The sequence below is a fragment of the Jeotgalicoccus sp. ATCC 8456 genome, from assembly GCF_016313225.1.
In the GTDB taxonomy this organism is placed as follows: Bacteria; Bacillota; Bacilli; order Staphylococcales; family Salinicoccaceae; genus Jeotgalicoccus; species Jeotgalicoccus marinus.
In genome coordinates, this window is the sequence record NZ_CP066224.1 from 1,394,431 (window position 1) to 1,417,169 (window position 22,739).

Sequence of the window (22,739 nt, forward strand, 5' to 3'; positions counted from 1 at the left end):
GTGATTATTCAGATAATAAAGTGTAGAATGATTTCATCTAAAGAAATGAGGGGATAGCATGCACTTTGAAACAAAAGCAATACATGTTGGTCGTAGTGTTGACCCAAATACTGGTGCTGTAACAGCACCTATACACCTATCTTCGACCTACGAAAGACAAGCTGATGGTGGATATATTAATGAGACAATGTATAGCCGCAGTAAAAATCCAAATAGAAGATCCCTTGAAGAATGTCTGACCGCCTTAGAAAACGGTTATGATGCAATCGCATTCTCTTCTGGTATGGCAGCAATAACCGCAGTCATTGAATCTTTACCGAAAAAGTATCCTAAAAGAATCGTCTTACCTAACGAGATGTATTTCGGTGTTAAATTATTAATAGAAAAGACGGATATTGGACAGCGCTTCGACATAGTTACTATCGATATGACTGATGGCGATGCACTTAAAACCGCAATCAATGAGAAACCAACAGGTATAGTATGGATTGAATCACCGTCTAATCCACAAATAAATATCACTGATATTAAAAAAGTCGTATCCTTAGCTCAGGGTGTTGGTGCGATTACCGTAGTGGATAATACGACCGCTTCACCTGTTTTCCAACAACAACTTGACTTAGGTGCAGATTTTTCACTCCATTCTGTTACAAAATACATTGGTGGTCATAGTGATGTGCTCCTAGGTGCAGTTATTGCGAAAGAAAGCAGTGAAATGTTAGAGAATATGAGACTCCATCAAGCCAATAAAGGTGGGGTCCCATCTCCATTTGAATGCTGGTTGGCACTTCGTGGTATAGAAACTTTATCTTTAAGAGTCCATGCACATGCTAAAAATGCCTTGGATGTGGCCCTATTTTTAGAATCTCACAACAAGGTTAAAGCTGTTCATTATCCTGGACTAAATAATCATCCAAGTCATGATATCGCTAAGGGACAGATGTCCGGCTTTGGCGGGCTCTTATCGTTTGAAGTTGAAGGTGGGTCAGATGACGCTCTGAAGGTTGCGAATAGTGTAGAAATGATTGTTCAAGCAACAAGTTTAGGCAGTACGCATTCTTACATTGAGCACCGTGCGTCTGTCGAAAAAGAATTAACCATTTCTCCTGACAACCTCTTAAGATTATCAGTAGGTCTTGAGAACGTAGAAGATATCAAAGCCGACTTAAATCAAGCTCTAGAACAAATATAATAAATGTGTAATAAAATAGACGTAACGAAGTGCCGTTACGTCTATTTTCAATTCATTTATACTTTTCTAATAGTACCTGTGGAATATGACAGTAATCGTTAGGGTAATGATCTAATCTATCCTGATGTTCTTCACTGCTTTTTACATAATTTAATAACGGAGCAACTTCTACCGCAATTTCGTCTCGGTCATGGCGAACCTCTATAAAAGTTTTAGCTTCCTTTAGATGTTCAATGTCTTCACTATAAAAACCAGTTCTGTACTTAGGACCTTCATCGACGCCTTGCTTATTAATACTAAACGGATCAATGATTTCAAAAAGAAAATTCATTAAATCTGATACGGAGGTGACATCAGGGTCAAATTCCGTTTTCACGCATTCTACATAACCATCATAATCACCTTCTAATGTGTTTGTAGAACCATTCGCGCGTCCTGCTTCTGTATGTATAACTCCCGGAAGTGTTTTTACAAAGGCTTGTACACCCCATAAACAACCACCAGCTAGATATACTGTTTCCATAGTTTACACCCCCCTTTAAAACTCACCATTCCATTCTTTAAAGAAATGGTCCAGAAACAATTTCATGAAGTCTTCTCTCTCTTGTGCAATTTCTTTAGCTCGTTCAGTGTTCAGTTTATTCTTTAATAGTAACAGTTTTTCATAGAAGTGATTGATAGATGTAGAGTTTCCTTTTCTATACTCTTTTGCACTCATATCGTTTCTGACTTCTACCTCTGGGTCATACATAGCTTGCCCCTTCGCACCGCCGTACTGGAAGGTTCTCGCAATGCCGATTGCCCCAATAGCATCCAGTCTATCGGCATCCTGAACAATGCATGCCTCCATAGATGTCAGCTTATCACCATGACCACCTTTAAATGATATTGTGCTAATGATTGTTAGAATTTTATCGATAACTGTTTCCTCAATATCAAGACTTAGTAAAAAATCTTTTATATTTTTCATTGAGGTCTCAACGTCATCCTCTAATTTTTCATCAGGAATATCGTGAAGAAGGGAAGCAGCGATTACAGTAAAGGTATCTGCATTTTCAGACTTCAGTAATTCTTTACTCAGATTCGTCACTCTTTCAATGTGATACCAATCATGGCCAGTTGTCTCATGTATGAGTTGGTTTTTTACCCAGTCCTCAATTTCTTTGAGGGCGATGTGTGCTTTCATAAAGTTTTACCCCTTAAATTTTTTAGAGTTTAAATTTAAATCTACACCGGTCAAGTAAGACTTTTCCTTTAATAAATCAGCTAATGTCTCTACATTATCACCTGATTGGGGTGCGAGCCTACTACCGTATTCAACAACGATTGCTTCAATTAATGTCACTAAAGAAATTACAGTGAAGTGTTTGGTACTGGTATCTACCTTCATTATAATTTTGGCATACTGACTGATCGGATTTGATAATTCATCTGTAATAAGAATCACTGGAATACCGTTCTTATGGGCAATCTCCGCAACATCTATCATGCGATTGGAATATGGAGAGAAGGCAATAACTACAATAACATCCTCATGATTAAGTAATATTAATCGGTCTAAAATATTATCTATATCCATAGACAATTGATGTACTCTAGGTTCAAATTCTGTTAGTAAAGCTTCCATATACATCGCCATTGCTTTATAAGGTCTTGATCCAGCAAGATGAATATGCTTACTTTCAACTAATAGATCTACAGCCACATGTACGCTGTCTAAAAGTTGTGGTGTTAAAGTACGCTTTAATACACTAATATTTTCACTCCAAATATCTTCAATCAACTTATCAGAGTTTTCGTCTTGATCCACATCAAATGACGATTGAATACGACTCCACTTGGATGCATAGGTTTTGTGAATTTCAAAGAACTGTTTCTTTAAATCAAAAAACGAACTATATCCTAATTCTTGAGTAAAACGTAAGACTGTAGTTGTTCCAACACCCACTTCTTGTGCAAATTCTTTTACTGACATCATACTAATTTCTGAATGATTTTCTAATAGATAATCACAAATAGCCTGATGTTTCTTTGTCATTTTACTCTTATTCTCTATTAAATAGTCCAGTATAGTTCTGTCATCCATATCCACACCTCCATGTTCATGGGTACATAACCACGTTTAGTATCAAATTATAGCATAATAAAATGGTTTGATATCCACCAAAATAAAAATATTTGGTTTATCATACTTTATTTATAACTAAAGTATGTTAACATAATTTATTGTTGACTCAAAACTCTAGAGGAGGAATATTATCAGCACTGCTAATAAAGACTCTATCAGAATTGCTTTTGCTTATCTCAGTTTTATCGTAGGTGCAGGTTTTACAACTGGACAAGAAATCCTACAGTTTTTTGTGAATTATGGAAAGTTCAGCCTTGTTGGAGCTATAATTTCCGGACTCATTGTTATCTTTGCAACAAGACAAGTTGCAAAAGTCGGTTATCGACTCGAAGCGGAATCTTATGACATATCTTTAAATGCAATGTTTGGTCCTATAGTAGGTCGAATCATTGATTACCTACTCATTTTCTTCCTTTATGGAACAACTATAATAATGATTGCAGGTGGTGGAGCAGCCTTTTATGATGGCTTTGGTGTACCAACCTGGCTCGGATCACTTATTATTGTGTTACTCTTATTTGTCGTATTACAAGTTAAATTCGACAGCATACTTTCTATATTAGGCGCAGTCACGCCTTTACTCGTAATAACAGTATTAGTTATTGCAGGTTATAATATTTTAAATCCGAGCGTACCATTCAGTGAGGTAAACCAACACACTGATATTTTTACCACACCTACAAGATCTTGGTGGTGGGACGCTATCACATATGGTGGTTTAATTATCGGTAACAGTTTTTCATTCTTAACTATCGTCGGTGCAGAAGCAGACAGACATAAAATTGCTCGACGTGGTGCTTTATACGGCGGAGTTATCTTCTCAGTATTACTATTAATAATGGTGGCAGGTATTTTAAGTAATATCCAAGAAGCAAATACGGTTGAATTACCGACTCTACTCATGGCAGAACAAATCCATCCCGTATTAATGTATACAATGGCTACCGTAATGGTTGCCGTCATTTTTAACAGCTGTGTGGGTATGTTATATCCACTACTAAATCGCTTTACTGCTCCAAATAGTAAACCATATAGACTCTTACTATTCATTTTACTAATATTAGGCTATCTATTTAGCTTTGTAGGCTTTGCTGACTTAGTAAATACTGTCTATCCACTGTTTGGTTATATCGGTCTATTTATTACCTTAGCCTTACTCATTAGATGGATTACAAACAAGACAAGTAAGAAAAAATTAATGTAATATAATAATTCACTAGTTGTGTGCACTATATTTGATTTCAAAAAAAGCTCCCCCTTAAGTTTTTACTTTTTTAAGTGTCTACTTAGGGGGGAGCATATCATTATTCATTTACTATTATTCTTATTTTTTTCACCTTTGGGGTCAATCGCTCCCATAATAACGCCTAATAAGATACCAGCGGGCATACCCAAGGCAACTCCTAAGGCAAGATTATCAATAAATATACCTATAAACATCCCAATCACAGGCCCAAAAGCAATTCCTATCGCAAACCACTGCATGTTCAAGCCGCTCTCATGTTCATTCTGAGGGTCCTTTTTCTCTTCATTATCCAAGAATACAGCCTCCCCACATTGTTTGGTTAGTTCCATAGTACCATCAATAATCTTTAAACGCATTGTTCACTGCTAAACGTGCTGCAGTTAATACACTGTTTTTAAACATTTTCTCATCAGCTGAGCCGTGTGTGATTACAATTGGCGCCTTAATTCCCAAGATAAAACCACCACCGATATCTTCATTGGTGAATCTATTAACCCTCTGTTGAATAGCACGTTCGACCACGGCTAATGTCTTCTTATCCAACGATTCTTCTGTAGTTATAACTGCCAATAAATCATTCAATAATATTTGGCTAGTGCCTTCTACGGATTTCAGCAGAATGTTACCAGTAAAGCCGTCTGTCAGTACAATTTCATTCGTACCTTTTAAAATATCTGTCGGTTCTACATTTCCTATGAAATTGATAGTCTGCTCATTTTCTAGATTAGCATAGGCGGCCTTCCTAAAATCATCACCCTTAGATGGTTCGGTACCAATATTTAAAAGTCCCACTCTTGGTTCTGTCACGCCAAGTAATTGTTTAGCAATCGCACTACCAAATTTACCATAATCACTTAAATACTTCGGTTTACTCGCAATATTCGCACCAGCATCAATCAAAAGATAGTATGGTGATTCTTTAGAGACCGTTGGTAATATAGAGACTGCTGCCGGACGTTCTATACCTTCAATAGTTCCAATATAAAACATACTGGCAAGATAGATTGCACCGCTAGATCCTGCAGATATAAAGCTATCTGCCTGTCCTTCACTGACGGCCTTTATACCTCGAACTAAAGCAGAGTTCTGCTTTCTTCTGACTGCTTTTAATGCATGATCATCATCTGTAATCTCATTATTCGACTCGATAATTTTTACACGGTTCATGTCCGAAAATTCAGGGAGAGCTGCCTTGATTTCACGAGGTGAACCAAAAAATAGACAGCTGAGGTCTTTTTGTTCTTCCATAGCTAGGCAAGCACCATAGACTGTTGTATTGACTCCAAAATCTCCGCCTACTGTATCAACTGCAATCTTTATCATCTAGTCCACCTCTTTAAAAACTGGCATGAAACCGAGTGATAGGGCACCTTGACCGAGGTGAGAACAAAAGGCTGTACCAATCAGTCTAGTTTGAATGACTTGTTCAGGTAATACTGACTGAATTGCTGCTTTTAATTTGAGCGCCTTGTGCTCTGAAAGTGTATGTCCAATACTGATTTGTATTTGGTGATTAGGAAACTCTTTACTGTAAGCTAAAGCAAGTTCAGCCAATCCCTTATTTCGTTGTTTTGTAGTCCGATATGTTTCTCTTAACAAAGGTGTATCATCCTGTACATATTCTAATACTGGGAAGGTTTTTAAGGATTTCTCTGCAACAGGTTTTAAAGACTTTCCTCGTCCGCCTTTTATAAAGTGATCACTTTTCTCAAGTCCAGCAAAAAAACAACTCGAGGTCATTAACCATGTGAGCGCTTCTTTAATCGTGTCATAGGGCTTATCCTCATCAATCATTTTTGTGAGTTGAATAATTAACTGTTCCATATTAACTGACAGCCCCAGAGAGTCAATGTTATGAATCGTTAACTGGTTTCTATATTCTTCACTAATTGCCTCGGCAGTTTGAAAAGTCCCGCTTACTTTAGAACTTAAAAATATTCCAATGACAGTGGTATAACCTTTTCCGATAATTTGTCTAAATTCTCTATGATAGTCTTGAACCGCTGGTTGAGAGGTCTTAGGTTGATTTTTTGTATCCTGCATCCATGTTTTAAAGAATGCATTTAAATGGACTTCATCAGTTGATTCTGTAATTACCTCACCATTTGGGAGCGCTAAGGTAAAGTCAACTTGGAACACATCTTCTCGCTCTCGGAGCGACTGAGGTAAATAAGCTGAGCTATCGCAAAGTACTGCTATCTTCATTCGCAATTCCTCCTAGAAAATATCTCTTTCTAATCATTCCAATTTTTGAACAATAGAGAACCATTATGTCCACCAAATCCCATGGAATTTGAGAGTGCATATTGAATCATTTGAGTACGACCAGTTAATGGTACATAATCCAAATCACATTCTGGGTCATGGTTCCTTAAGTTTAGTGTAGGGTGTATAAAATCATGCATCAATGATTGAACTGTCACTACCGCTTCAGCACCACCAGAAGCACCGTACATATGCCCCACGTAGCTCTTTGTACTAGATATAGCTACATTATAAGCTGCTTCTCCAAGCGCAAACTTTATAGCTTTCGTTTCACTTAAATCATTGGCTGGTGTGCTCGTACCATGGGCGTTAATATATGAAATATCAGCAGCTGAGATATTTGCCATCTTGATTGCTTTTTTCATTGCTGTACCAGTAGCATGCCCGTCTGGTCGAGGTGCTGTTACATGGTATGCATCCGTTGTCGCACCATAACCAACAATCTCAGCATAGATTTTAGCTCCACGCGCCTCGGCTGATTCTAGAGATTCCAACATTAAAATCCCCGCACCTTCACCAGGAACAAAACCGTCACGTTCTTTGTCAAATGGGCGAGATGCTCGGTCTGGATCCGACTCTGTCGACATCGCTTTTAAGACTGAGAAACCACTATAAGAAGAATCATTTAACGTCGCTTCCGCACCGCCTGCAAGACAAGCGGTCAGCTGTTCAGATTTGATTTTAAGAAATGCCTCACCGATAGAGTGAGTGCCACTCGCACATGCTGATGATACTGCCATTGAGTCTCCTTTTATTCCGAGATGCATGGCAATACTTGCAGCTGCCATATTGACTGGTGTTTTGATATGAAAGAGTGCCTCTACTTTGTTCGGACCTTTATCGTGTAGTTTTCTCACATTATCCTCCATAGCGAGATAACCCCCTGATCCGGTACCAACGATGACACCTACATCGTAAGCATTCCCTTCAGTAACTGTAAAACCACTCATATCAATCGCTTCATTAGCCGCTACCACAGCATATTGCGCAAATAAATCCATTCTTTTCGCGTCTTTTCTGCTGATCACATGCTCTGGATCAAAGTTTTTAACTTCTGCAGCAAGTGTCGTTTTGTAATCTTCTGGATTCACTTTTGTCGCACGTCCAATACCATGCCTATTATCTTTAATACTTTGCCAAATATCGTTTACGTTATTACCAATCGGGGTTACGGCACCCATGCCCGTTACAACAACTCGCACCATACTTCATCCCTTCAATTCCTTTAATAGATACCATTTTAATATACATTGTAATCCTATCATAACGACAAGTATTCCACTTATAACTTCAATCCCTTAGAAAATTGGCCTTCATTATGCTATACTTCAACGAAATATAGGTAGGTGTCGTTGATGAAGAGAGTAGAATTTTTTAAATATATTTTAATTGCATGTGTTGGAGGTGTGCTGGATTTAGGGCTGTTTTACATCCTGTATACTTTTACAGATATTCATGTTCAGCTTGTAAATCTGATTAGTACGTTTGTCGGGGTCACGACAAATTTCCTAATCAACTACTATTTTAATTTCAAGGCTTCCAGCAAATTTTTCAAACGCTATATCTCTTTCTTAAGTGCTGGGATCATAGGCTTTGTTATTGTCTCTCTACTCGTCTTTCTCTTCCATCAGACCCTAGGATGGAATGCGATATTAGTAAAAATATTCGCGACAATGTTTGCAACACTAGTCCAGTATGTCATTAACCGTTATATTTCGTTTAGACGTTATAGAGCGATATAAAAAATACCGCCTGATGGCGGTATTTTATTATTTAGACTGATATAAGAGTGTCTGTACAAAAAATGTAATAAAGCTGAGTAACAATGTAACGCCGCCACCAATATAGAGAATCAATGAAAAGACTTCTGGTAAGCCGAGAGAAGCAACATTGTTAACAAACATACCTAATACTAGACCTGTCGTTCCAATAATTGCAGTCCAAACGTGGAATTTTGCAAGACCATTGTATTTCACATTAAATACCTGGTAAAAGACTGACCAAGAAAATAGACTTAACCAACCTACAACGAGAATATGGGCGTGAATTGGTCGAAGTGCATATGAACCAGATCCCGCCATATGTGCACCCATGACTGAACCAATTAAGCCGAATAAGCCTGCTGCAACCAAGAGAATTTTAACCGGACTTTTCATAAAAATGCTCCTTTTTCTTTTTTAGTAATACCTACATAGTACTGGTCGTATATGAACTCAATATGAACAAGTTTAAATCTTTTCCTTGCAACATTAAACTTATACCGTTATTATAGACTCATAATATCCATAAAGGAGCGTAAGGCTTTGAAGTTTTCTAGAGGAACAGATTATGCATTACATGTTATGGCTTTTTTAGCTAGCCAACAAGATAAGAATGAAAAATTCCCAGTTGCAGACCTATCTAAGAAACTGAAAGTATCGACAACATACCTTTCAAAAATACTCGCTCGATTAGTTAAACAAAGATATATCATAGCGAGTAGTGGGGCTAAAGGTGGCTATTCTCTACCAGAGGATTGGCAGGATATTTCAGTCTACGATATTATCCATGCAATTGATGGACACCCCTCTCTTTTAGAGGACAGCTTTAATCATGGTGATGAATGTAAGATTAATCGTTTAATGATGAGTGTTGAAAATGATATGATTCAATCATTAAAAAGTAAAAGCATCGCTTCTTTAGTTTAAAAAAACGATTTGATTCTTCAGTTCGTTTTTTTAATCGAGTTATAATGGATATAAAGACTCTATAATATATATAAAGGTGGAATAATATGTACGATGTAATTATAGTTGGCGGTGGCCCAGCAGGTTTAAGTGCAGCATTAAATTTTGGACGAGGTTTGACAGCAGCCTTAGTCATAGACAATAACCAACCTTGAAACAAGGTAACGACAGAATCACATGGCTACTTAACACAAGATGGCGTATCACCAGATGAGTTTAGACAAAGTGCCAAAGCAGATGTAGTAAAATACGAAGATGTTGAAACAGTTGAAGATCGTGTAGTGAATATCGTCAAAGAAGATGGAGTTTTTAAAGTGACGACAGAAAAAACAAGCTACGAAAGTAAACAAGTGCTTCTGGCAACTGGAATAAGAGAATTTTACCCGGACATTAAAAACTTCGAACAGTTTTATGGTAAATCAGTATTCTACTGCCCATGGTGTGATGGCTATGAAATGAAACATCGCCGTATCGCTATAATGGTGGATGAAATGTCAATTGACCATATTGTCATGCTTCTATCTAATTGGAGTGATGATCTATTAATCTGTACCAATGGAAATGATGTGTTGACCGAAGAACTTAAAGCGCTGTTTGACTCAAAAGGTTATGCCTATAAAGACGCTGTGATTACAGAGATGACTGGTCAAGATAATCAAGTCGAAAGCTTAATCTTTGAAGACAATACAAGCGAAGAAATTGGTGGCATGATTGCTTCCATGAAATGGGATACAGATTATGAATCCCTTAAGAATCTAGATGTAGACCGTGATGAAAAAGGGCAAATCATAACAGATCAATTTGGTGAAACTTCCGTTTCTGAGCTATTTGTTAGTGGGGAGACTAAAGCTAACTTTGCAAGACCATTAATCAATGCTGCCGCCGATGGTGGAGATGTGGCGAAATTCATGATAATTAAACGTTTAAAAGAAGACTTTTATAAGTAAGGTAAAAACAAGTTAGTCTGCTGTCTAGAACTAATTTGTTAGAATGAAGTAAAGAGAATTTTGAACCTTTAAGGTGGTTATATGAAAATCTTAATCTATGATGGTGACTGCAACATGTGCAGTCGGTTAATCCAGTTCGTTGTTTTTATCAATAAAGATAAAAACTTGTATATTACGGATTTCAATAGCCAGTGGACTATAGAGAATGTGGACTTAAATCCTAATGTCGACAGCCTAATATTTATAGATAATAACCAATTGTACTACTATTCCGATGCCGTTATTCAACTTACGACAGCACTTCATCCATTATTCAAAATTGTGAGCATTACCCATATCGTTCCGAAAAGTTTAAGAGATAAGCTTTATAGATGGATTGCGAAAAATCGTCACCGAGTTTTTAAAGATGATAAATGCAAGATGTCGAACGATAAATTTAGAGCTATGTATCTAGCTTAATTCAGAGCACCTCGTGAGAGCGGGGTGTTTTTTGTTGCTTATAATCCTTATGTTTCTAGTTATACCAACAATCAAAAACACCGTACGTTGACTTACAACGTACGGCTTATTTTTATAATGATTCAACAAATGCTTCTTCAGCTTCACTAGCTGGATCAAACACTATTTCCTCGGAAATATTTTGTTCTATAAACTTCTCATATAATTGTTTAGCAATACTTTCGTTGAATTCATTTATAAAACCAAAAGATACTTCAATTTCATCTTCATTTTCTGTCGCTACCCCTTTTAAGTGGGCAAAGATACCTTCTTCAGTACATAGTGTTAAATATTTTACGTCTTCCAGTCCAAGCTGATGCTCGAAATCAGGGATTGCTTCTAATTGTACATTCTTAATTTCCATGAATAAAAACTCCCTTCGGTGTATACTTTCATGTACCCAGAATATAAAGTGGGCAATCTTAGTATTCTAGAAAATATTTTGTATAATGTGAATAAAATCATATATTAAGACTGTAGAGTTATTTAACCAAGAAGGCGCTAAACTCGTGCTCGTAGATCTTGATGAAAATAAAGGACAAACAGTTGCAAAAGAAATCGGTTGAGATACAGTTTTCGTACAAGCGGACGTAACGAGTGAAGCAGATGCTAAGAAGGTATTTGATACGACAATTGAAAAATTTGGTCGAGTAGATATATTATTTAACAACGCTGGAATAGGTGCAACTAAACCAACACACGAAGTATCTTATGATGAGTATAGAAAGACAGTTAATGTTGACCTAGATGCAGTATTCTTATTCTCGAAATTTGCAATCGACTTATTCAGAAAACAAGGTAGCGGAAATATTATCAATACAGCTTCTATGTATGGTTGGATTGGTGCAGCCGGTAGTGCTGCTTACAATGCTGCAAAAGGTGGCGTAATTAATTTAACGCGTTCTCTCGGTGTTGAGTATGCCGCTGAAAATATTAGAGTAAACGCCTTATGCCCAGGCTTCATTGATACACCAATTATTCATGAAGAAATGAAGCAATCACTATCAGATGTCACACCTATCGGACGATTAGGTACATCAGAAGAGATGGCTAAAGCTGCTTTATTCTTAGCATCAGACGATTCATCATTTATGACAGCGAACACCCTAACTGTCGACGGTGGCTTTACAGCACAATAATAATAAATTAGGGACGGATGCTGACTGATACAGCAGTCCTGTATCATCAGTCCGTCACACCCGATGACAAATAATTTTCAAGTAAGTTAGGCATCTCCAAATGTACTCTAAAGGCCCATACTTAAAGACTTTCGACCAGTAGTAGGTAAAGATTAACTGGATGACATATATGCCTATGCAAAGGAATAGTGTGTAAATAAGGCGAGTTGGTCCATCAAAAAATATTGTACCTGCTAGCCAAATTAGAACTGTTTGACCGATGTAGTTTGTTAATGCCATTCGTCCGTAATATTTTAGGGGCGAAAGTAATTTCATTCCGAGATTAGTGTTTAATAAGCTGATCACTAATGTTGCATAAAAGATTGTCAGCACTGGTGATAGCATAAATACGATATGATTATATGAGTTCACTTGATCTGGGTACTCTTCAAATGTTCGACTTGTTTGTTCAACTAAGTCAATATGAGGTAAAACGTAGTATGATTGCATAATTAGGACTGCTGCCACACTAGCTAAACCAGAAAGGATACCAACAATCTGCCATTTTCTTTTCGCTTTTGTAAATGTATAGATTAAACCATATTGTGCAAATGCATAACCTAGTATAAAGTAAGCAAGTGCAGCCAGAATTTTCACGTCAAAGTACAGGCAAGCAACTAACAGTATCAGGCCAAGGATTACATTCAATTCCTTTTTCAAAAATGAGAACAGGAGTAATATTAATCCGAAAATCGCATAGCTAAGCAACGCTTCACCCGGCTGAAGTTGCATGTGTAATAGACCAAATACTGCAAGTACAACGATTCTTCTTAAGTACAACATGTAAATATTTTGAGACTTCTTTTTTGCATTATTTATAAAAATATAAAAGCCTATACCAAACAATGTCGAAAAGATGGTAAAGAACTTACTTTCTACAAAAAAATCTAAAAGTTTTCTATATAGAATATCAAGTTCAGTATGCGGGCTCTGTACACTGATGATTGCGCCAACATTGACTAGGATAATACCTAACAAGGCAAATCCACGTAAATAATCTAAAGCATCAATCCTCTTGTTTAAAGTATTCATTTTTTCATCTCGTTTCTTAATTTTTAACAAGATGTATCGTAACTTATGTCGACATGCTTTACAATAACTGTGACTATAATGTCACTTCAGAAGTATATAATGTTAGATAAAAATAGATTCTTAATAATAATTACTACTTTATACCTGTGAAAGGAGGAAAATTTCATGAATCCAGAAGAACAATCAGATGGGTTTTCTTTAAGATCTACCATCTCTTTATTAGCAACAGTAGGTGTAATCGGCCTATTAATTTGGTTGAGTTTTAATGTCAATGTGCCTGAACCTGCCGTATTAAGAGATATGATTCAAGGATATGGATGGGCTGGTTGGTTAGTCTTTATAGGGATAACAGCACTCATTGCGATCACACCAATTCCCGTAACAATACCAGCGCTTGTTGCAGGCTCATTATACAGTGTCATTGCAGGTAGTTTATTCTCCTTCACAGGTGTGATGATTGGATCATGGCTTGGCTACTGGTTAGCCCGACTTACAGGACAAGATCTCACGTTTAAACTCTTGGGTCGGCATGGGACAACTGTTAAAAAATACTTGAGTAACGCAGGCTTCTTAGCGATGTGTACGGCAAGATTGATGCCAGGCCTACCATACTGGCCTGTTAACTATGGGGCAGGTGCACTTGGGGTTAATCAGTATGCATTTGTAGCAGCAACTTTTGTTGCATCTATACCAGGACAAATCTCCTTGGTTGCCCTCGGTGCCTTCGCTGCCAACCAATCACTATTCAATGGCATCATATTAGTAGGGGCTTGGGTATTAGTACTGATATCAACTTGGGTGTCTTATCGCTATTGGCGAAATGCACGTGAAGATAATTAATATATCAATAAATAAAATCCGTATGTTAACTATTTAAAGAACATACGGATTACTTTTCATTTTTTCCTACGCCATTGCTCAAAGGTATGTTCATGTTTGTTTCTTTCATCTACTATGCCTTCTTCTTTCCAAACCAATTCGAATTTAGAGTAATCAAATGACTCTGGAAAATATACATCACCTTCAAAAGTATCGTGTATCACTGTTCTGAAGAGTTCATCCACCTCATCTTCAAATAGTTCGAACAATTTAGCGCCACCAATGATATACAAATCACGTGCTTCCTGTTTATCAATTTCTAATATCTCTTCCTTAGAATGAACGATAATCGCACCTTCAGCCACATAGTTTTCATCCGAGGTGAGGACAATATTTCTCCGATCTTTTAAAGGTCTATTTGGTATTGTTTCATACGTTTTACGCCCCGTTACAACATCACCACGTATGGTGATATCTTTAAAGAACTTTACGTCATTAGGTAATCTCCATGGTAACTTGTCACCACTGCCAATAAGTCTGTTTTGATCCTCTGCCCATACATATGCCAACATACAGTATCACTCCTGTAAGATTTCTAATCTACAACTTTACATCATTGATTAGTTAGTCTTTACCCTTCCAATAATTTTCTCAATCGTGTTTTGATTCCGTGTAGTTAGTGTAATTCCCAATTTCTTTTCTAAGAAATTGTTATTAATCTTGGCATTATGCATACCGTTAGACAAATAATAATATATCGCCTCTTCAGTAAAAGTGATATATTCTCCCTCCTTAGACAGAGCCTGTATTTCTCCTTGTTTCTCAGTATCTATTTGAGACATACTTGTAGCGATATAAACAACGCTATTTCTATATTTTTCTTCTTTATAGGGATTGTGATCTGCAATCATTTGAAGCTGATCAACAGTTTTCACAATAACAGGTAATTCCGGCCCGAGATCATTCTTAATCGTCTCATGAATATCACTGCTAATTTCTTCTGCTGATTTATCAGAATCAAAAATGATATTGCCACTTTGAATGTAGGTTGTTACGTTATCGTAACCCGCTTTAGAAACAACTTCATTTAAATCTGCCATCATTACCTTATTCTTACCTGTCGGCATGACACCTCTTAACAGAGCGATATACTTCATAATCGTCCTCCTTAAAATGAGTATCTTAGAACACTTCAATTTATTATACCCAAAATAATAAGCTAATATTTTGATTATTCTTTCTAATTATTTCTATACTTGAATTACTAAATGAAAAAGGAGAATTGCAATAATGACAGATAAGATTGTGCTCATTACAGGTGGCGCCGGCGGAATTGGTCAAGCTATTGCGAAAGAACATTTAGACAACGGTAATACAGTCGTCCTAGTAGATTTAAAAAAAGAAGCATTGAATGCGGCTAAGGATAACCTCGGTGGTGACAATATCGAACTTATAGTTGGTGATGTCACAGATGAAGACAGCGTAAAAAAATATGTCGCACGAACAATTGAAAAGTTTGATCGTATCGATATTTTCTATAATAATGCAGGAATTAATGGTCCATTTAAGCCGATTAAAGAATTAGATAAGAGCGAGTTTGATACGATTATGTCAATTAACACTACTGGTGTTTTTCTCGGCTTAAAACATGTGATTCCACAAATGGAGAACCAAGGATATGGCAGCATTGTTAATACCGCTTCTAATGCGGCATACATTGGTTCTGCAGGCATGCCAGGCTATATCGCATCCAAACATGCCGTAGCAGGTTTAACTAAAACTGCAGCATTAGAGGCAGCAGAACATAACATAAGAGTCAATGCGATTGCACCTGCTGCTATTGATACAGATATGCTAGCAGATATTCAAAATAACTTATCACCAGGAGAACCTGAAAAATCAGGTGAAGCACTTAAACAAGGCATTCCATTTGGCCGTTTTGGTACACCTGAAGAGGTAGCAAAAGTTGCATACTTTCTTGGATCTGATGCAGCATCATTTGTTACAGGCTCAATGTACAATGTTGATGGTGGTATGCAGGCTGATTAGTGATGTTTTATACAAAAAGGCATAACAGATTTAATTCTGTTATGCCTTTTAACTTTTTTCTTATTCTTCTTCTCCAACTACTGTAAAACGCTCATTTATATGTTTAGGTTCTTCATTTTCATCCACAAGTGCAGAAGCATAGTCCGCATAACTAATGTAACTATTTCCTTTAGAGTTAACCATTAGGTTATCTTTACCTGTTTCATATTTACCTGTCTTAGGACCTTCTGCATTAAAATCAACTGATGGACTTAAGAATGTCCAAGTGATACCTTCTGAATTCTGTAAGTCTTCTAAGTTTCTACCTTGTCCGCTCGCAGTTGGAACAAAAATTTCCGGGAAATCTGGAGTATCTATCACTTTAGTTGTTTGTGCATCGTCTACGTATAAACTACCTGCACCTCCAACGATAATCGCTCTAGTATCTGTTCCTTTTAGTGCTTCAATCAATGCTCGACCTGCTGTAACGTGTGCTTCTTCTTCACCAAGTGGGGCACCAAATGCGTTAACAACAACATCTAGGTTCTGTAAATCTTCTGAAGTAATATCAAATATTTCTTTCTCTACAACTTCCACATTGTCATTTATTATTTTTGAAGCATTTCTAACGATTGCAGTTACATCATGTCCTCTTTCAAGTGCTTCTTCTAATACTAGACTACCTACTTTTCCACTTGCACCGATGATTCCAATTTTCATAAATTTTCCTCCTAAGTTTTTAAATTTAGATAGTAGAGTGGGTTGAATGAATTAAATAACTTTCAATAATTGTAACTGTAACAATTACAGTTACAATATAGAAAGACGGATAAGTTTATCCGTTATTCACTAGAATCTTATTAACAATATTGTCTAAAGTTACATCCTTTAGTACTGCTTCCATTGCTCCTTGAGCACTTTCTAAAATTACTTCCAAGACCATTTGAATATTAGCACCTACTGTACATTTAGGGTTGGTATCTTCATGAATTTGAAAAAGATGTCCACTTTCTATTACTTCTACAGCTTTGTACACATCAAACAATGTGATTTCATCTAATGATTTTAAAAGTTTAGCACCTGTATTTCCACGTGAAACTTCTATTAAACCCGCTTCTTTTAGTTTACCCATTAATCTTCTAATAACTACAGGGTTAGTGTTTACACTCTCTGCAATCTGAGTTGAAGACAATGTATATTCTCGTTCAATCTTAATTAAAGTCAGTATATGAACACCAACTGTGAAACGACTGCTAATTTTCATTTCAACCACCTCATGTAACCATTGTGTTTACACCTAAAATGAAAGTCAAACATTCTATATTAAAAACATAAATTGACCTATTTTTATAAAAGTTGGGTATATTAAATATATAGTATCTTTAAAAATATTAGGGGGTCAGTTTATGAATTTCAAAAGATTGTTGATAGCTGGTGGTCTGTCTATGGTGCTTGTACTCGGAGCATGTGGCGGTGCAGATGAAGAAAGTACAGAAGATGCTTCAACAGAAGAAGATAGCAGTGCATCGAGTGGTGACGTTGACGCTGAAGGCATTGCGAGAGATAACTGTGCATCTTGTCATGGTGAAGATTTCTCAGGTAATATGGGTCCAGCACTTGCAGGAACGAGCTTAAGTCAAGATGATTTCGAAGAAATTGTAAGGAATGGTCAAGGACAGATGCCTGCCTTCAGTGAAGATCAAGTTAGTAATGATGAACTATCTGCACTCTACACATTCTTTAGCGAACAATAACTTTAGCCTCCCGATAATAAGCCCCACTTAAGTTGGATTTCTTAACTTAAGTGGGGCTTATTTCATCTATTCTAATTTTAAAGTAAATGCATTTATAGCCACAATAATTGTACTCAGAGACATCAAAATTGCACCTACAGCAGGAGACAGAATGAGACCCATAAATGCTAAGATCCCTGCAGCGAGTGGTACCGCTATGATATTATATCCCGCTCCCCACCATAAGTTCTGTACCATCTTTCTCATCGTATTTTTAGAAAGAGATAGGAAATGAATAATATCAGATGGGTTACTTTTAACGAGTATCACATCGCCTGATTCCACTGCAACATCAGTACCCGCACCAATTGCCATGCCGATATCTGCTCTAATTAAGCTTGGTGCATCATTTATACCATCTCCCACCATCATGACTTTACTACCTCGCGCTTGATAGTCTTGGATAATACGTTCTTTATCTTCAGGCATTAACTCTGAATGAACGTCGTTAATATCTAATTCTCTAGCAACTGCTACAGCTACTTCTTTATTATCACCTGTAAGCATAACCGGTGTAATATTTCTTGATTTTAAATCAGCAACCATTTGTTTAGAGCTTTCTTTAATTTGATCACCCTGAGCAATAATGCCGATTAAATGTTGATCTTGGACTAAGTAACTAATTGAGTTGCCTTGTTGTGCCAGCTCTGTAAACTGTGATTTATTATAGTCAATCTGATTGTTATCAAGGTAAGAGGCACTCGTTATTTTATAATGTTGATCATCAATCATACCTTCTAAACCAACCCCTGGGATATTATTTACATCCTGAGGAGTAGAATATGAGGTATCTTTTTCTTTAGCAAAATCCACAATCCCTTTTGCTAGTGGATGATTAGACTGACTTTCTAATGATGCAAACTTACTTAGTACGTCTTCATCATTTAATTCATCTACGTAACTTTCATAGTAATTTACTGAGAATACACCTTCAGTTAAAGTACCGGTTTTATCCATCATGACATAATGAATATCTCCCGCTGTTTCCACAGCCTCTCTATTTTTTAGAATTAAACCATTTTGTGCACCAAGAGATGTAGAGCGCGCCGTGACTAATGGGATTGCTAATCCAAGGGCATGTGGACAAGCGATGACCAGTACAGTAACAAGTCTCTCAAGTGCAAAATCGACATCACTATTGATTAGAAGCCAGATAATAAAAGCAATCAAACCAACACTAACCGCAAAATAGAACAAATAGCCTGCTACCTTGTCAGATAGAAGTTCCGCACTAGATTTATCATTTTGGGCTTGATCTACAAGTCCCATAACTTGTGATAAATATCCATCTTCGCCAGTCGCTGTTACCTTAACTTGAATGGTACCAGAGCCGTTTACCGAACCACCGATTACACTGTCATTTAATTCTTTTTGAACTTTTTTAGACTCACCAGTTACTAGAGACTCATCAACCGAGGTCTGCCCTTTAACAATCAAACCATCTGTTGGAATACTTTCTCCTGCCTTAACTTCAACAACATCATCAATCATAATATCTGATATGTTTATTTCTTGTCGTTCATCATTTTCTACTACCTTAATTGCAGTATTAGGCAAGAGCTCAGCCATTTTTTTAAGTGCATCTCCAGCACTTCCAACTGCATTCATTTCAATCCAATGTCCAAGTAACATTATTAAAATCAGTGTTGCTAGTTCCCAGAAAAAGTCCATTGTATGAGATGTTGCATCAGTAAAATGATTCATATAGAAAGCATATAAACTATAAAAATATGCAACAGAAATACCGAGAGTAACGAGCGTCATCATACCTGGTTTCTTACTAGTTACTTCACTCTTCGCACCCGCTAAAAATGGTTGTCCACCATAGAGGAATAAAACTGTCGCTAGTACTAAGACAATCCAATCAGATCCTGGAAAGGTAAATTGAAACGGCAAGTCAATTCCCATCATTGGGGAAAATAAAATAATTGGAATCGCAAAAATCAGTGAAACAAAAAATTTCACCTTAAAATTTCCATGATGATGAGTGTGACCAGTATGATTATCATGGTTGTGTTGTGTATGTTCGTCATGTTGGTGATGATTTTTGTCACCATGTTCGTAATGTTTTTCATTATGTTCCAAAAATTTCACCTCTTTGTAATTACTTCATTAAGTGAATTATACCATATACTGTAGGGGGGTATAAAGCTTTCTGTTTGCTATTAAGTAAATAAAGGTTCAGAACTAAAAATATAGAGATTAACAAGTTATAAAGAGTGGTATTAAAAAAGAAGAAATTCTAGAAGGAAAGTGGTTTAACATGAAAATAACAAATGTTAGGTTATTAACTGATCACTATCAAAGCATGTTTAATTTCTATAATGAAACTTTGAAATTAGAATGTGTTTTTGGTAATGAAAACTCTAACTATGCTGACTTTAAATTGGGAGAAGTTTATTTATAAAAGAACATATAATAAAAGCCCTGAACTTCAACGATAAAACTGAATATAAAAACCATAAACAAGTTATCGTAGTTGAAGTAGATGATGTTGACCAAACCTATGAAGATTTTAAGTCTAAAACAAATGTAATTACAGAACCGACAAATCGTGATATATGGGGAATAAGATGCTTTCATATACTTGATCCAGAAAGTAATGTAATAGAGTTTTATAATGCCTTGTAAATAGTAAGTATCTCGTCATTAAATAATGGCACTCTTTTATCAGAATTGTAGAATATCATATTTTAAAACATATCATACTCATAAAATACACTCGTAAAGACTTCTCTTATGAACTCCTTAAGACTACAATTTTAAAAAATTTTAACCACTTTCACACTCAAATACACGAAATTTTGATAAGAAAATAAAATCTATAATGTCTATAATTGAAACTAATCTTCTTCGGTCAATTTGAAAAAGCTAGTTACTTTGTTAGTCTTAAAACGACTTACAATTAGGTAATCGATTAAATAATGGAGGTTTTTTATGAAACATTTTAAAACAATGGATTGGGGAACTTTTATATTGGCTGTTATTGTTTTATTTGCTGTAGTAATCCCTTTAATCTATTTCCCAGAAGTCAGTGAACAGGTTATTCTGTCTTTAAATGAGATTGTGACTGGTCAATTAGGAACTGTGTACCTAGGCATTGGTCTTGCAGTTTTACTTTTTGTACTTTACATCGCATTTGGTAAGTATGGTCATGTGACTTTAGGAGAAGCATCAGAAAAGCCAGAGTTTAATACGCTTAGCTGGGCAGCAATGCTATTCTGTGCTGGTATTGGTTCAAGTATTTTATATTGGGGTATGATTGAATGGGCATACTACTACGATGCACCACCGTTTCACTTAGAACCAAGAAGTGAAGAAGCTGTCAACTATGCTGCTACATATGGTATGTTCCACTGGGGTCCTATTGCATGGGCAATATATGTACTACCAGCCTTGCCAATCGCTTACTCTTTATATGTTAAAAAAGTACCTATAATTAAAATAAGTCACGCTTGTCGACCTATACTCGGTAAGCATGCAGATAATTGGGTCGGTAAAATAATAGACGTATTATTTATTTTTGGTTTACTCGGCGGAGCTGGTACAACACTCGGTTTAGGGACGCCAATGATTGCAGCCGGTATCGGTTCGATTTTTAATATCGACGGAGATACCATGGCAATTCGCATTGGTGTATTAGTAGTCGCTACATTAATTTTTGCAGTTAGTTCGTATTCAGGACTTAAATACGGAATTAAGATTTTAAGTGATATTAATATCTGGTTAACATCTGGCTTATTATTGTTTGTATTCATTTTAGGGCCAACTGTTTTCATAATGGAAACAACGCTATCTAGCCTCGGATTAATGATTACTGATTTCTTTAGAATGGCAACCTGGCTCGAACCATTTGGTGGCGTTGGTGCAGATATACCTGAAGAAAACTTCCCTCAGTCATGGACAGTATTTTATTGGTCATGGTGGTTAGTATATGCGCCATTCGTAGGATTATTCATTGCACGTATTTCCAAAGGTAGAAATTTAAAAGAAGTGATCTTAGGTACTATCGTCTATGGTACCTTAGGAAGTGTATTATTCTTTGGAATACTAGGTAACTACGGTTTATGGTTAGAATTATCAGGCACATTTTCTGTAACAGAAGTACTGAGTAATGAAGGTGGGCCAGGTGCGATAATGGCTGTCTTAGGCCAATTGCCTTTAAGTAAATTAGTAATTGCTGTCTTTGTCATCACAGCAATTATATATCTAGCAACAACATTCGATTCAGGTTCATATATTCTCGCTGGTGCAACTCAAACATCTATAGAAGATGAGCCATATCGTTGGAGCCGTTTATTCTGGGCATTTGCTTTATCACTATTACCATTTTCACTATTACTCATTAGTGGTGACGATGCATTAAATCTATTACAAACAGCTTCTATAGTAGCTGGTGTACCTTTAATCATCATATTTATAATGCTAATGATATCGTTCATTAAAACTTTAAGTAACGACCGTGTTAAGCTTGAAGAACGATCAAGAAATGTGAAAGAAAAAGAGAGACGAACGCTTTCTATCACATATGCCAAAGAGAAAAATAAATGGTGGGAAGACTAGTTTGTAAGTTCGATCTTCTTCCGTAACTAAGACAGAGGCTACCTTTTTAGAGGTAGTCTCTATTTTAGTTATACAACTATTTTTATAATGCAATTACTTATCTAAATTCTAAGTAATATTTTAGTCCTCTACTAGAATGTTTCGTCTATCCTCAGTTCAAACAAATGATTAAATAGCCTCCTTCAACTTTACGTTTTTAAATGCTTAAAGTTGATAAATTCAGTCAAATCCCTTGTCATATAAGCCTTCTAATTCTTCTTTTCTTATAATCAGAAAATATTGTAATTGACAGTTTCTTCAAAAAATACTTAATAGATACATTAG

The 22,739-nt window shown here is 36.3% G+C and carries 27 protein-coding genes and 1 pseudogene; 13 read left to right on the forward strand and 15 right to left on the reverse strand.

What is annotated here, in order from left to right:
• The first annotated feature begins 58 nt into the window (after nucleotides 1-58).
• Entirely contained in the window at nucleotides 59-1,192 is a 1,134-nt protein-coding gene (locus JEM45_RS07205; protein ID WP_198687182.1) for a trans-sulfuration enzyme family protein, read from the forward strand.
• A 52-nt stretch (nucleotides 1,193-1,244) separates the two neighbouring features.
• On the opposite strand, the gene JEM45_RS07210 is transcribed toward JEM45_RS07205, so the two are convergent.
• Genes JEM45_RS07210 through JEM45_RS07220 form a run of 3 tightly spaced genes read right to left on the reverse strand, consistent with a single transcriptional unit; the run spans nucleotide 1,245 to nucleotide 3,278 of the window.
• The gene (locus JEM45_RS07210; RefSeq protein ID WP_026865958.1) at nucleotides 1,245-1,715 is read right to left on the reverse strand and encodes a peptide-methionine (S)-S-oxide reductase; all 471 of its coding nucleotides are present in this window, start codon (nucleotides 1,713-1,715) and stop codon (nucleotides 1,245-1,247) included.
• Between the two features lie 15 nt (nucleotides 1,716-1,730).
• The gene (locus JEM45_RS07215; protein WP_198687183.1) at nucleotides 1,731-2,378 is read right to left on the reverse strand and encodes an HD domain-containing protein; all 648 of its coding nucleotides are present in this window, start codon (nucleotides 2,376-2,378) and stop codon (nucleotides 1,731-1,733) included.
• A gap of 6 nt (nucleotides 2,379-2,384) precedes the next feature.
• Nucleotides 2,385-3,278, reverse strand: a complete 894-nt coding sequence (locus JEM45_RS07220; RefSeq protein WP_026865960.1) for a MurR/RpiR family transcriptional regulator — start codon at nucleotides 3,276-3,278, stop codon at nucleotides 2,385-2,387.
• 274 nt (nucleotides 3,279-3,552) lie between these two features.
• Here JEM45_RS07220 and JEM45_RS07225 point away from each other — a divergent pair, with 274 nt between their 5' ends.
• Nucleotides 3,553-4,524: a YkvI family membrane protein gene (locus JEM45_RS07225; RefSeq protein ID WP_342664959.1), complete on the forward strand. Its 972-nt coding sequence runs from the start codon at nucleotides 3,553-3,555 to the stop codon at nucleotides 4,522-4,524.
• A 104-nt stretch (nucleotides 4,525-4,628) separates the two neighbouring features.
• On the opposite strand, the gene JEM45_RS07230 is transcribed toward JEM45_RS07225, so the two are convergent.
• From JEM45_RS07230 to fabF, 4 genes are read right to left on the reverse strand one after another with little or no spacing between them, the layout of a single operon-like run.
• The gene (locus JEM45_RS07230) at nucleotides 4,629-4,859 is read right to left on the reverse strand and encodes a glycine zipper domain-containing protein (RefSeq protein ID WP_156889121.1); all 231 of its coding nucleotides are present in this window, start codon (nucleotides 4,857-4,859) and stop codon (nucleotides 4,629-4,631) included.
• Nucleotides 4,860-4,902: 43 nt separating this feature from the next.
• Nucleotides 4,903-5,889, reverse strand: a complete 987-nt coding sequence (plsX, locus tag JEM45_RS07235) for a phosphate acyltransferase PlsX (protein ID WP_051220432.1) — start codon at nucleotides 5,887-5,889, stop codon at nucleotides 4,903-4,905.
• Nucleotides 5,890-6,771, reverse strand: a complete 882-nt coding sequence (locus tag JEM45_RS07240) for a DegV family protein (protein ID WP_026865963.1) — start codon at nucleotides 6,769-6,771, stop codon at nucleotides 5,890-5,892.
• A 29-nt stretch (nucleotides 6,772-6,800) separates the two neighbouring features.
• Nucleotides 6,801-8,036: a beta-ketoacyl-ACP synthase II gene (gene fabF, locus JEM45_RS07245; RefSeq protein ID WP_026865964.1), complete on the reverse strand. Its 1,236-nt coding sequence runs from the start codon at nucleotides 8,034-8,036 to the stop codon at nucleotides 6,801-6,803.
• 150 nt (nucleotides 8,037-8,186) lie between these two features.
• Between fabF and JEM45_RS07250 the strand changes: the two genes are divergently transcribed.
• Nucleotides 8,187-8,573 carry a GtrA family protein gene (locus JEM45_RS07250; RefSeq protein WP_026865965.1) on the forward strand — a complete coding sequence of 129 codons (387 nt, stop codon included), beginning with the start codon at nucleotides 8,187-8,189 and terminating at the stop codon, nucleotides 8,571-8,573.
• Nucleotides 8,574-8,600: 27 nt separating this feature from the next.
• Here the strand turns inward: JEM45_RS07250 and JEM45_RS07255 are convergent, their stop codons facing one another.
• The gene (locus JEM45_RS07255; protein ID WP_026865966.1) at nucleotides 8,601-8,987 is read right to left on the reverse strand and encodes a hypothetical protein; all 387 of its coding nucleotides are present in this window, start codon (nucleotides 8,985-8,987) and stop codon (nucleotides 8,601-8,603) included.
• 147 nt (nucleotides 8,988-9,134) lie between these two features.
• Between JEM45_RS07255 and JEM45_RS07260 the strand changes: the two genes are divergently transcribed.
• From JEM45_RS07260 to JEM45_RS07275, 4 genes are all read left to right on the forward strand, one after another.
• Entirely contained in the window at nucleotides 9,135-9,518 is a 384-nt protein-coding gene (locus JEM45_RS07260) for an RrF2 family transcriptional regulator (protein WP_026865967.1), read from the forward strand.
• 86 nt (nucleotides 9,519-9,604) lie between these two features.
• Entirely contained in the window at nucleotides 9,605-9,712 is a 108-nt protein-coding gene (locus JEM45_RS07265) for an FAD-binding protein (protein ID WP_156889122.1), read from the forward strand.
• Nucleotides 9,713-9,871: 159 nt separating this feature from the next.
• The gene (locus JEM45_RS07270; protein WP_198687184.1) at nucleotides 9,872-10,504 is read left to right on the forward strand and encodes an NAD(P)/FAD-dependent oxidoreductase; all 633 of its coding nucleotides are present in this window, start codon (nucleotides 9,872-9,874) and stop codon (nucleotides 10,502-10,504) included.
• An 81-nt stretch (nucleotides 10,505-10,585) separates the two neighbouring features.
• The gene (locus JEM45_RS07275; RefSeq protein ID WP_026865968.1) at nucleotides 10,586-10,963 is read left to right on the forward strand and encodes a thiol-disulfide oxidoreductase DCC family protein; all 378 of its coding nucleotides are present in this window, start codon (nucleotides 10,586-10,588) and stop codon (nucleotides 10,961-10,963) included.
• Between the two features lie 112 nt (nucleotides 10,964-11,075).
• On the opposite strand, the gene JEM45_RS07280 is transcribed toward JEM45_RS07275, so the two are convergent.
• On the reverse strand, nucleotides 11,076-11,366 hold the full coding sequence (locus tag JEM45_RS07280; RefSeq protein WP_026865969.1) for a hypothetical protein: 291 nt from the start codon (nucleotides 11,364-11,366) through the stop codon (nucleotides 11,076-11,078).
• 91 nt (nucleotides 11,367-11,457) lie between these two features.
• On the opposite strand from JEM45_RS07280, the pseudogene JEM45_RS07285 reads away from it, so the two are divergent.
• Nucleotides 11,458-12,141, forward strand: a pseudogene (locus JEM45_RS07285) (SDR family NAD(P)-dependent oxidoreductase).
• A 54-nt stretch (nucleotides 12,142-12,195) separates the two neighbouring features.
• Here the strand turns inward: JEM45_RS07285 and JEM45_RS07290 are convergent.
• Nucleotides 12,196-13,212: a DUF418 domain-containing protein gene (locus JEM45_RS07290; RefSeq protein WP_198687185.1), complete on the reverse strand. Its 1,017-nt coding sequence runs from the start codon at nucleotides 13,210-13,212 to the stop codon at nucleotides 12,196-12,198.
• 165 nt (nucleotides 13,213-13,377) lie between these two features.
• Here JEM45_RS07290 and JEM45_RS07295 point away from each other — a divergent pair, with 165 nt between their 5' ends.
• Nucleotides 13,378-14,052 (forward strand): TVP38/TMEM64 family protein, encoded by a 675-nt coding sequence (locus JEM45_RS07295; RefSeq protein ID WP_198687186.1) that lies wholly within the window; start codon nucleotides 13,378-13,380, stop codon nucleotides 14,050-14,052.
• A gap of 56 nt (nucleotides 14,053-14,108) precedes the next feature.
• Here the strand turns inward: JEM45_RS07295 and JEM45_RS07300 are convergent, their stop codons facing one another.
• Nucleotides 14,109-14,603 carry a dihydrofolate reductase gene (locus JEM45_RS07300; protein WP_198687187.1) on the reverse strand — a complete coding sequence of 165 codons (495 nt, stop codon included), beginning with the start codon at nucleotides 14,601-14,603 and terminating at the stop codon, nucleotides 14,109-14,111.
• A 48-nt stretch (nucleotides 14,604-14,651) separates the two neighbouring features.
• Nucleotides 14,652-15,188 (reverse strand): DUF1697 domain-containing protein, encoded by a 537-nt coding sequence (locus JEM45_RS07305; protein ID WP_026865973.1) that lies wholly within the window; start codon nucleotides 15,186-15,188, stop codon nucleotides 14,652-14,654.
• 133 nt (nucleotides 15,189-15,321) lie between these two features.
• On the opposite strand from JEM45_RS07305, the gene JEM45_RS07310 reads away from it, so the two are divergent.
• The gene (locus tag JEM45_RS07310; RefSeq protein WP_026865974.1) at nucleotides 15,322-16,080 is read left to right on the forward strand and encodes an SDR family NAD(P)-dependent oxidoreductase; all 759 of its coding nucleotides are present in this window, start codon (nucleotides 15,322-15,324) and stop codon (nucleotides 16,078-16,080) included.
• Between the two features lie 60 nt (nucleotides 16,081-16,140).
• On the opposite strand, the gene JEM45_RS07315 is transcribed toward JEM45_RS07310, so the two are convergent.
• On the reverse strand, nucleotides 16,141-16,779 hold the full coding sequence (locus JEM45_RS07315) for an NAD(P)-dependent oxidoreductase (RefSeq protein ID WP_198687188.1): 639 nt from the start codon (nucleotides 16,777-16,779) through the stop codon (nucleotides 16,141-16,143).
• A 115-nt stretch (nucleotides 16,780-16,894) separates the two neighbouring features.
• A complete protein-coding gene (locus JEM45_RS07320; RefSeq protein WP_198687189.1) occupies nucleotides 16,895-17,323 on the reverse strand; it encodes an Rrf2 family transcriptional regulator in 429 nt (142 codons plus the stop codon).
• A 142-nt stretch (nucleotides 17,324-17,465) separates the two neighbouring features.
• Between JEM45_RS07320 and JEM45_RS07325 the strand changes: the two genes are divergently transcribed.
• Nucleotides 17,466-17,813: a c-type cytochrome gene (locus JEM45_RS07325; protein WP_198687190.1), complete on the forward strand. Its 348-nt coding sequence runs from the start codon at nucleotides 17,466-17,468 to the stop codon at nucleotides 17,811-17,813.
• Nucleotides 17,814-17,879: 66 nt separating this feature from the next.
• Here the strand turns inward: JEM45_RS07325 and JEM45_RS07330 are convergent, their stop codons facing one another.
• Nucleotides 17,880-19,937, reverse strand: a complete 2,058-nt coding sequence (locus tag JEM45_RS07330) for a heavy metal translocating P-type ATPase (protein WP_198687191.1) — start codon at nucleotides 19,935-19,937, stop codon at nucleotides 17,880-17,882.
• Between the two features lie 330 nt (nucleotides 19,938-20,267).
• On the opposite strand from JEM45_RS07330, the gene JEM45_RS11010 reads away from it, so the two are divergent.
• Together JEM45_RS11010 and JEM45_RS07340 are read left to right on the forward strand one after the other, a co-directional pair.
• A complete protein-coding gene (locus tag JEM45_RS11010) occupies nucleotides 20,268-20,483 on the forward strand; it encodes a VOC family protein (RefSeq protein ID WP_370545422.1) in 216 nt (71 codons plus the stop codon).
• Between the two features lie 306 nt (nucleotides 20,484-20,789).
• A complete protein-coding gene (locus JEM45_RS07340; protein WP_198687192.1) occupies nucleotides 20,790-22,415 on the forward strand; it encodes a BCCT family transporter in 1,626 nt (541 codons plus the stop codon).
• Nucleotides 22,416-22,739 lie beyond the last annotated feature (324 nt).

What these genes read in the sequence shown, in the direction of transcription:
- JEM45_RS07205 (WP_198687182.1), top strand. Translation starts at nt 59, where the DNA reads ATGCACTTTGAAACAAAAGCAATACATGTTGGTCGTAGTGTTGACCCA.
- JEM45_RS07210 (WP_026865958.1), bottom strand. Translation starts at nt 1,715, where the DNA reads ATGGAAACAGTATATCTAGCTGGTGGTTGTTTATGGGGTGTACAAGCC.
- JEM45_RS07215 (WP_198687183.1), bottom strand. Translation starts at nt 2,378, where the DNA reads ATGAAAGCACACATCGCCCTCAAAGAAATTGAGGACTGGGTAAAAAAC.
- JEM45_RS07220 (WP_026865960.1), bottom strand. Translation starts at nt 3,278, where the DNA reads ATGGATGACAGAACTATACTGGACTATTTAATAGAGAATAAGAGTAAA.
- plsX (WP_051220432.1), bottom strand. Translation starts at nt 5,889, where the DNA reads ATGATAAAGATTGCAGTTGATACAGTAGGCGGAGATTTTGGAGTCAAT.
- JEM45_RS07240 (WP_026865963.1), bottom strand. Translation starts at nt 6,771, where the DNA reads ATGAAGATAGCAGTACTTTGCGATAGCTCAGCTTATTTACCTCAGTCG.
- fabF (WP_026865964.1), bottom strand. Translation starts at nt 8,036, where the DNA reads ATGGTGCGAGTTGTTGTAACGGGCATGGGTGCCGTAACCCCGATTGGT.
- JEM45_RS07250 (WP_026865965.1), top strand. Translation starts at nt 8,187, where the DNA reads ATGAAGAGAGTAGAATTTTTTAAATATATTTTAATTGCATGTGTTGGA.
- JEM45_RS07255 (WP_026865966.1), bottom strand. Translation starts at nt 8,987, where the DNA reads ATGAAAAGTCCGGTTAAAATTCTCTTGGTTGCAGCAGGCTTATTCGGC.
- JEM45_RS07265 (WP_156889122.1), top strand. Translation starts at nt 9,605, where the DNA reads ATGTACGATGTAATTATAGTTGGCGGTGGCCCAGCAGGTTTAAGTGCA.
- JEM45_RS07275 (WP_026865968.1), top strand. Translation starts at nt 10,586, where the DNA reads ATGAAAATCTTAATCTATGATGGTGACTGCAACATGTGCAGTCGGTTA.
- JEM45_RS07280 (WP_026865969.1), bottom strand. Translation starts at nt 11,366, where the DNA reads ATGGAAATTAAGAATGTACAATTAGAAGCAATCCCTGATTTCGAGCAT.
- JEM45_RS07290 (WP_198687185.1), bottom strand. Translation starts at nt 13,212, where the DNA reads ATGAATACTTTAAACAAGAGGATTGATGCTTTAGATTATTTACGTGGA.
- JEM45_RS07295 (WP_198687186.1), top strand. Translation starts at nt 13,378, where the DNA reads ATGAATCCAGAAGAACAATCAGATGGGTTTTCTTTAAGATCTACCATC.
- JEM45_RS07300 (WP_198687187.1), bottom strand. Translation starts at nt 14,603, where the DNA reads ATGTTGGCATATGTATGGGCAGAGGATCAAAACAGACTTATTGGCAGT.
- JEM45_RS07305 (WP_026865973.1), bottom strand. Translation starts at nt 15,188, where the DNA reads ATGAAGTATATCGCTCTGTTAAGAGGTGTCATGCCGACAGGTAAGAAT.
- JEM45_RS07310 (WP_026865974.1), top strand. Translation starts at nt 15,322, where the DNA reads ATGACAGATAAGATTGTGCTCATTACAGGTGGCGCCGGCGGAATTGGT.
- JEM45_RS07315 (WP_198687188.1), bottom strand. Translation starts at nt 16,779, where the DNA reads ATGAAAATTGGAATCATCGGTGCAAGTGGAAAAGTAGGTAGTCTAGTA.
- JEM45_RS07320 (WP_198687189.1), bottom strand. Translation starts at nt 17,323, where the DNA reads ATGAAAATTAGCAGTCGTTTCACAGTTGGTGTTCATATACTGACTTTA.
- JEM45_RS07325 (WP_198687190.1), top strand. Translation starts at nt 17,466, where the DNA reads ATGAATTTCAAAAGATTGTTGATAGCTGGTGGTCTGTCTATGGTGCTT.
- JEM45_RS07340 (WP_198687192.1), top strand. Translation starts at nt 20,790, where the DNA reads ATGAAACATTTTAAAACAATGGATTGGGGAACTTTTATATTGGCTGTT.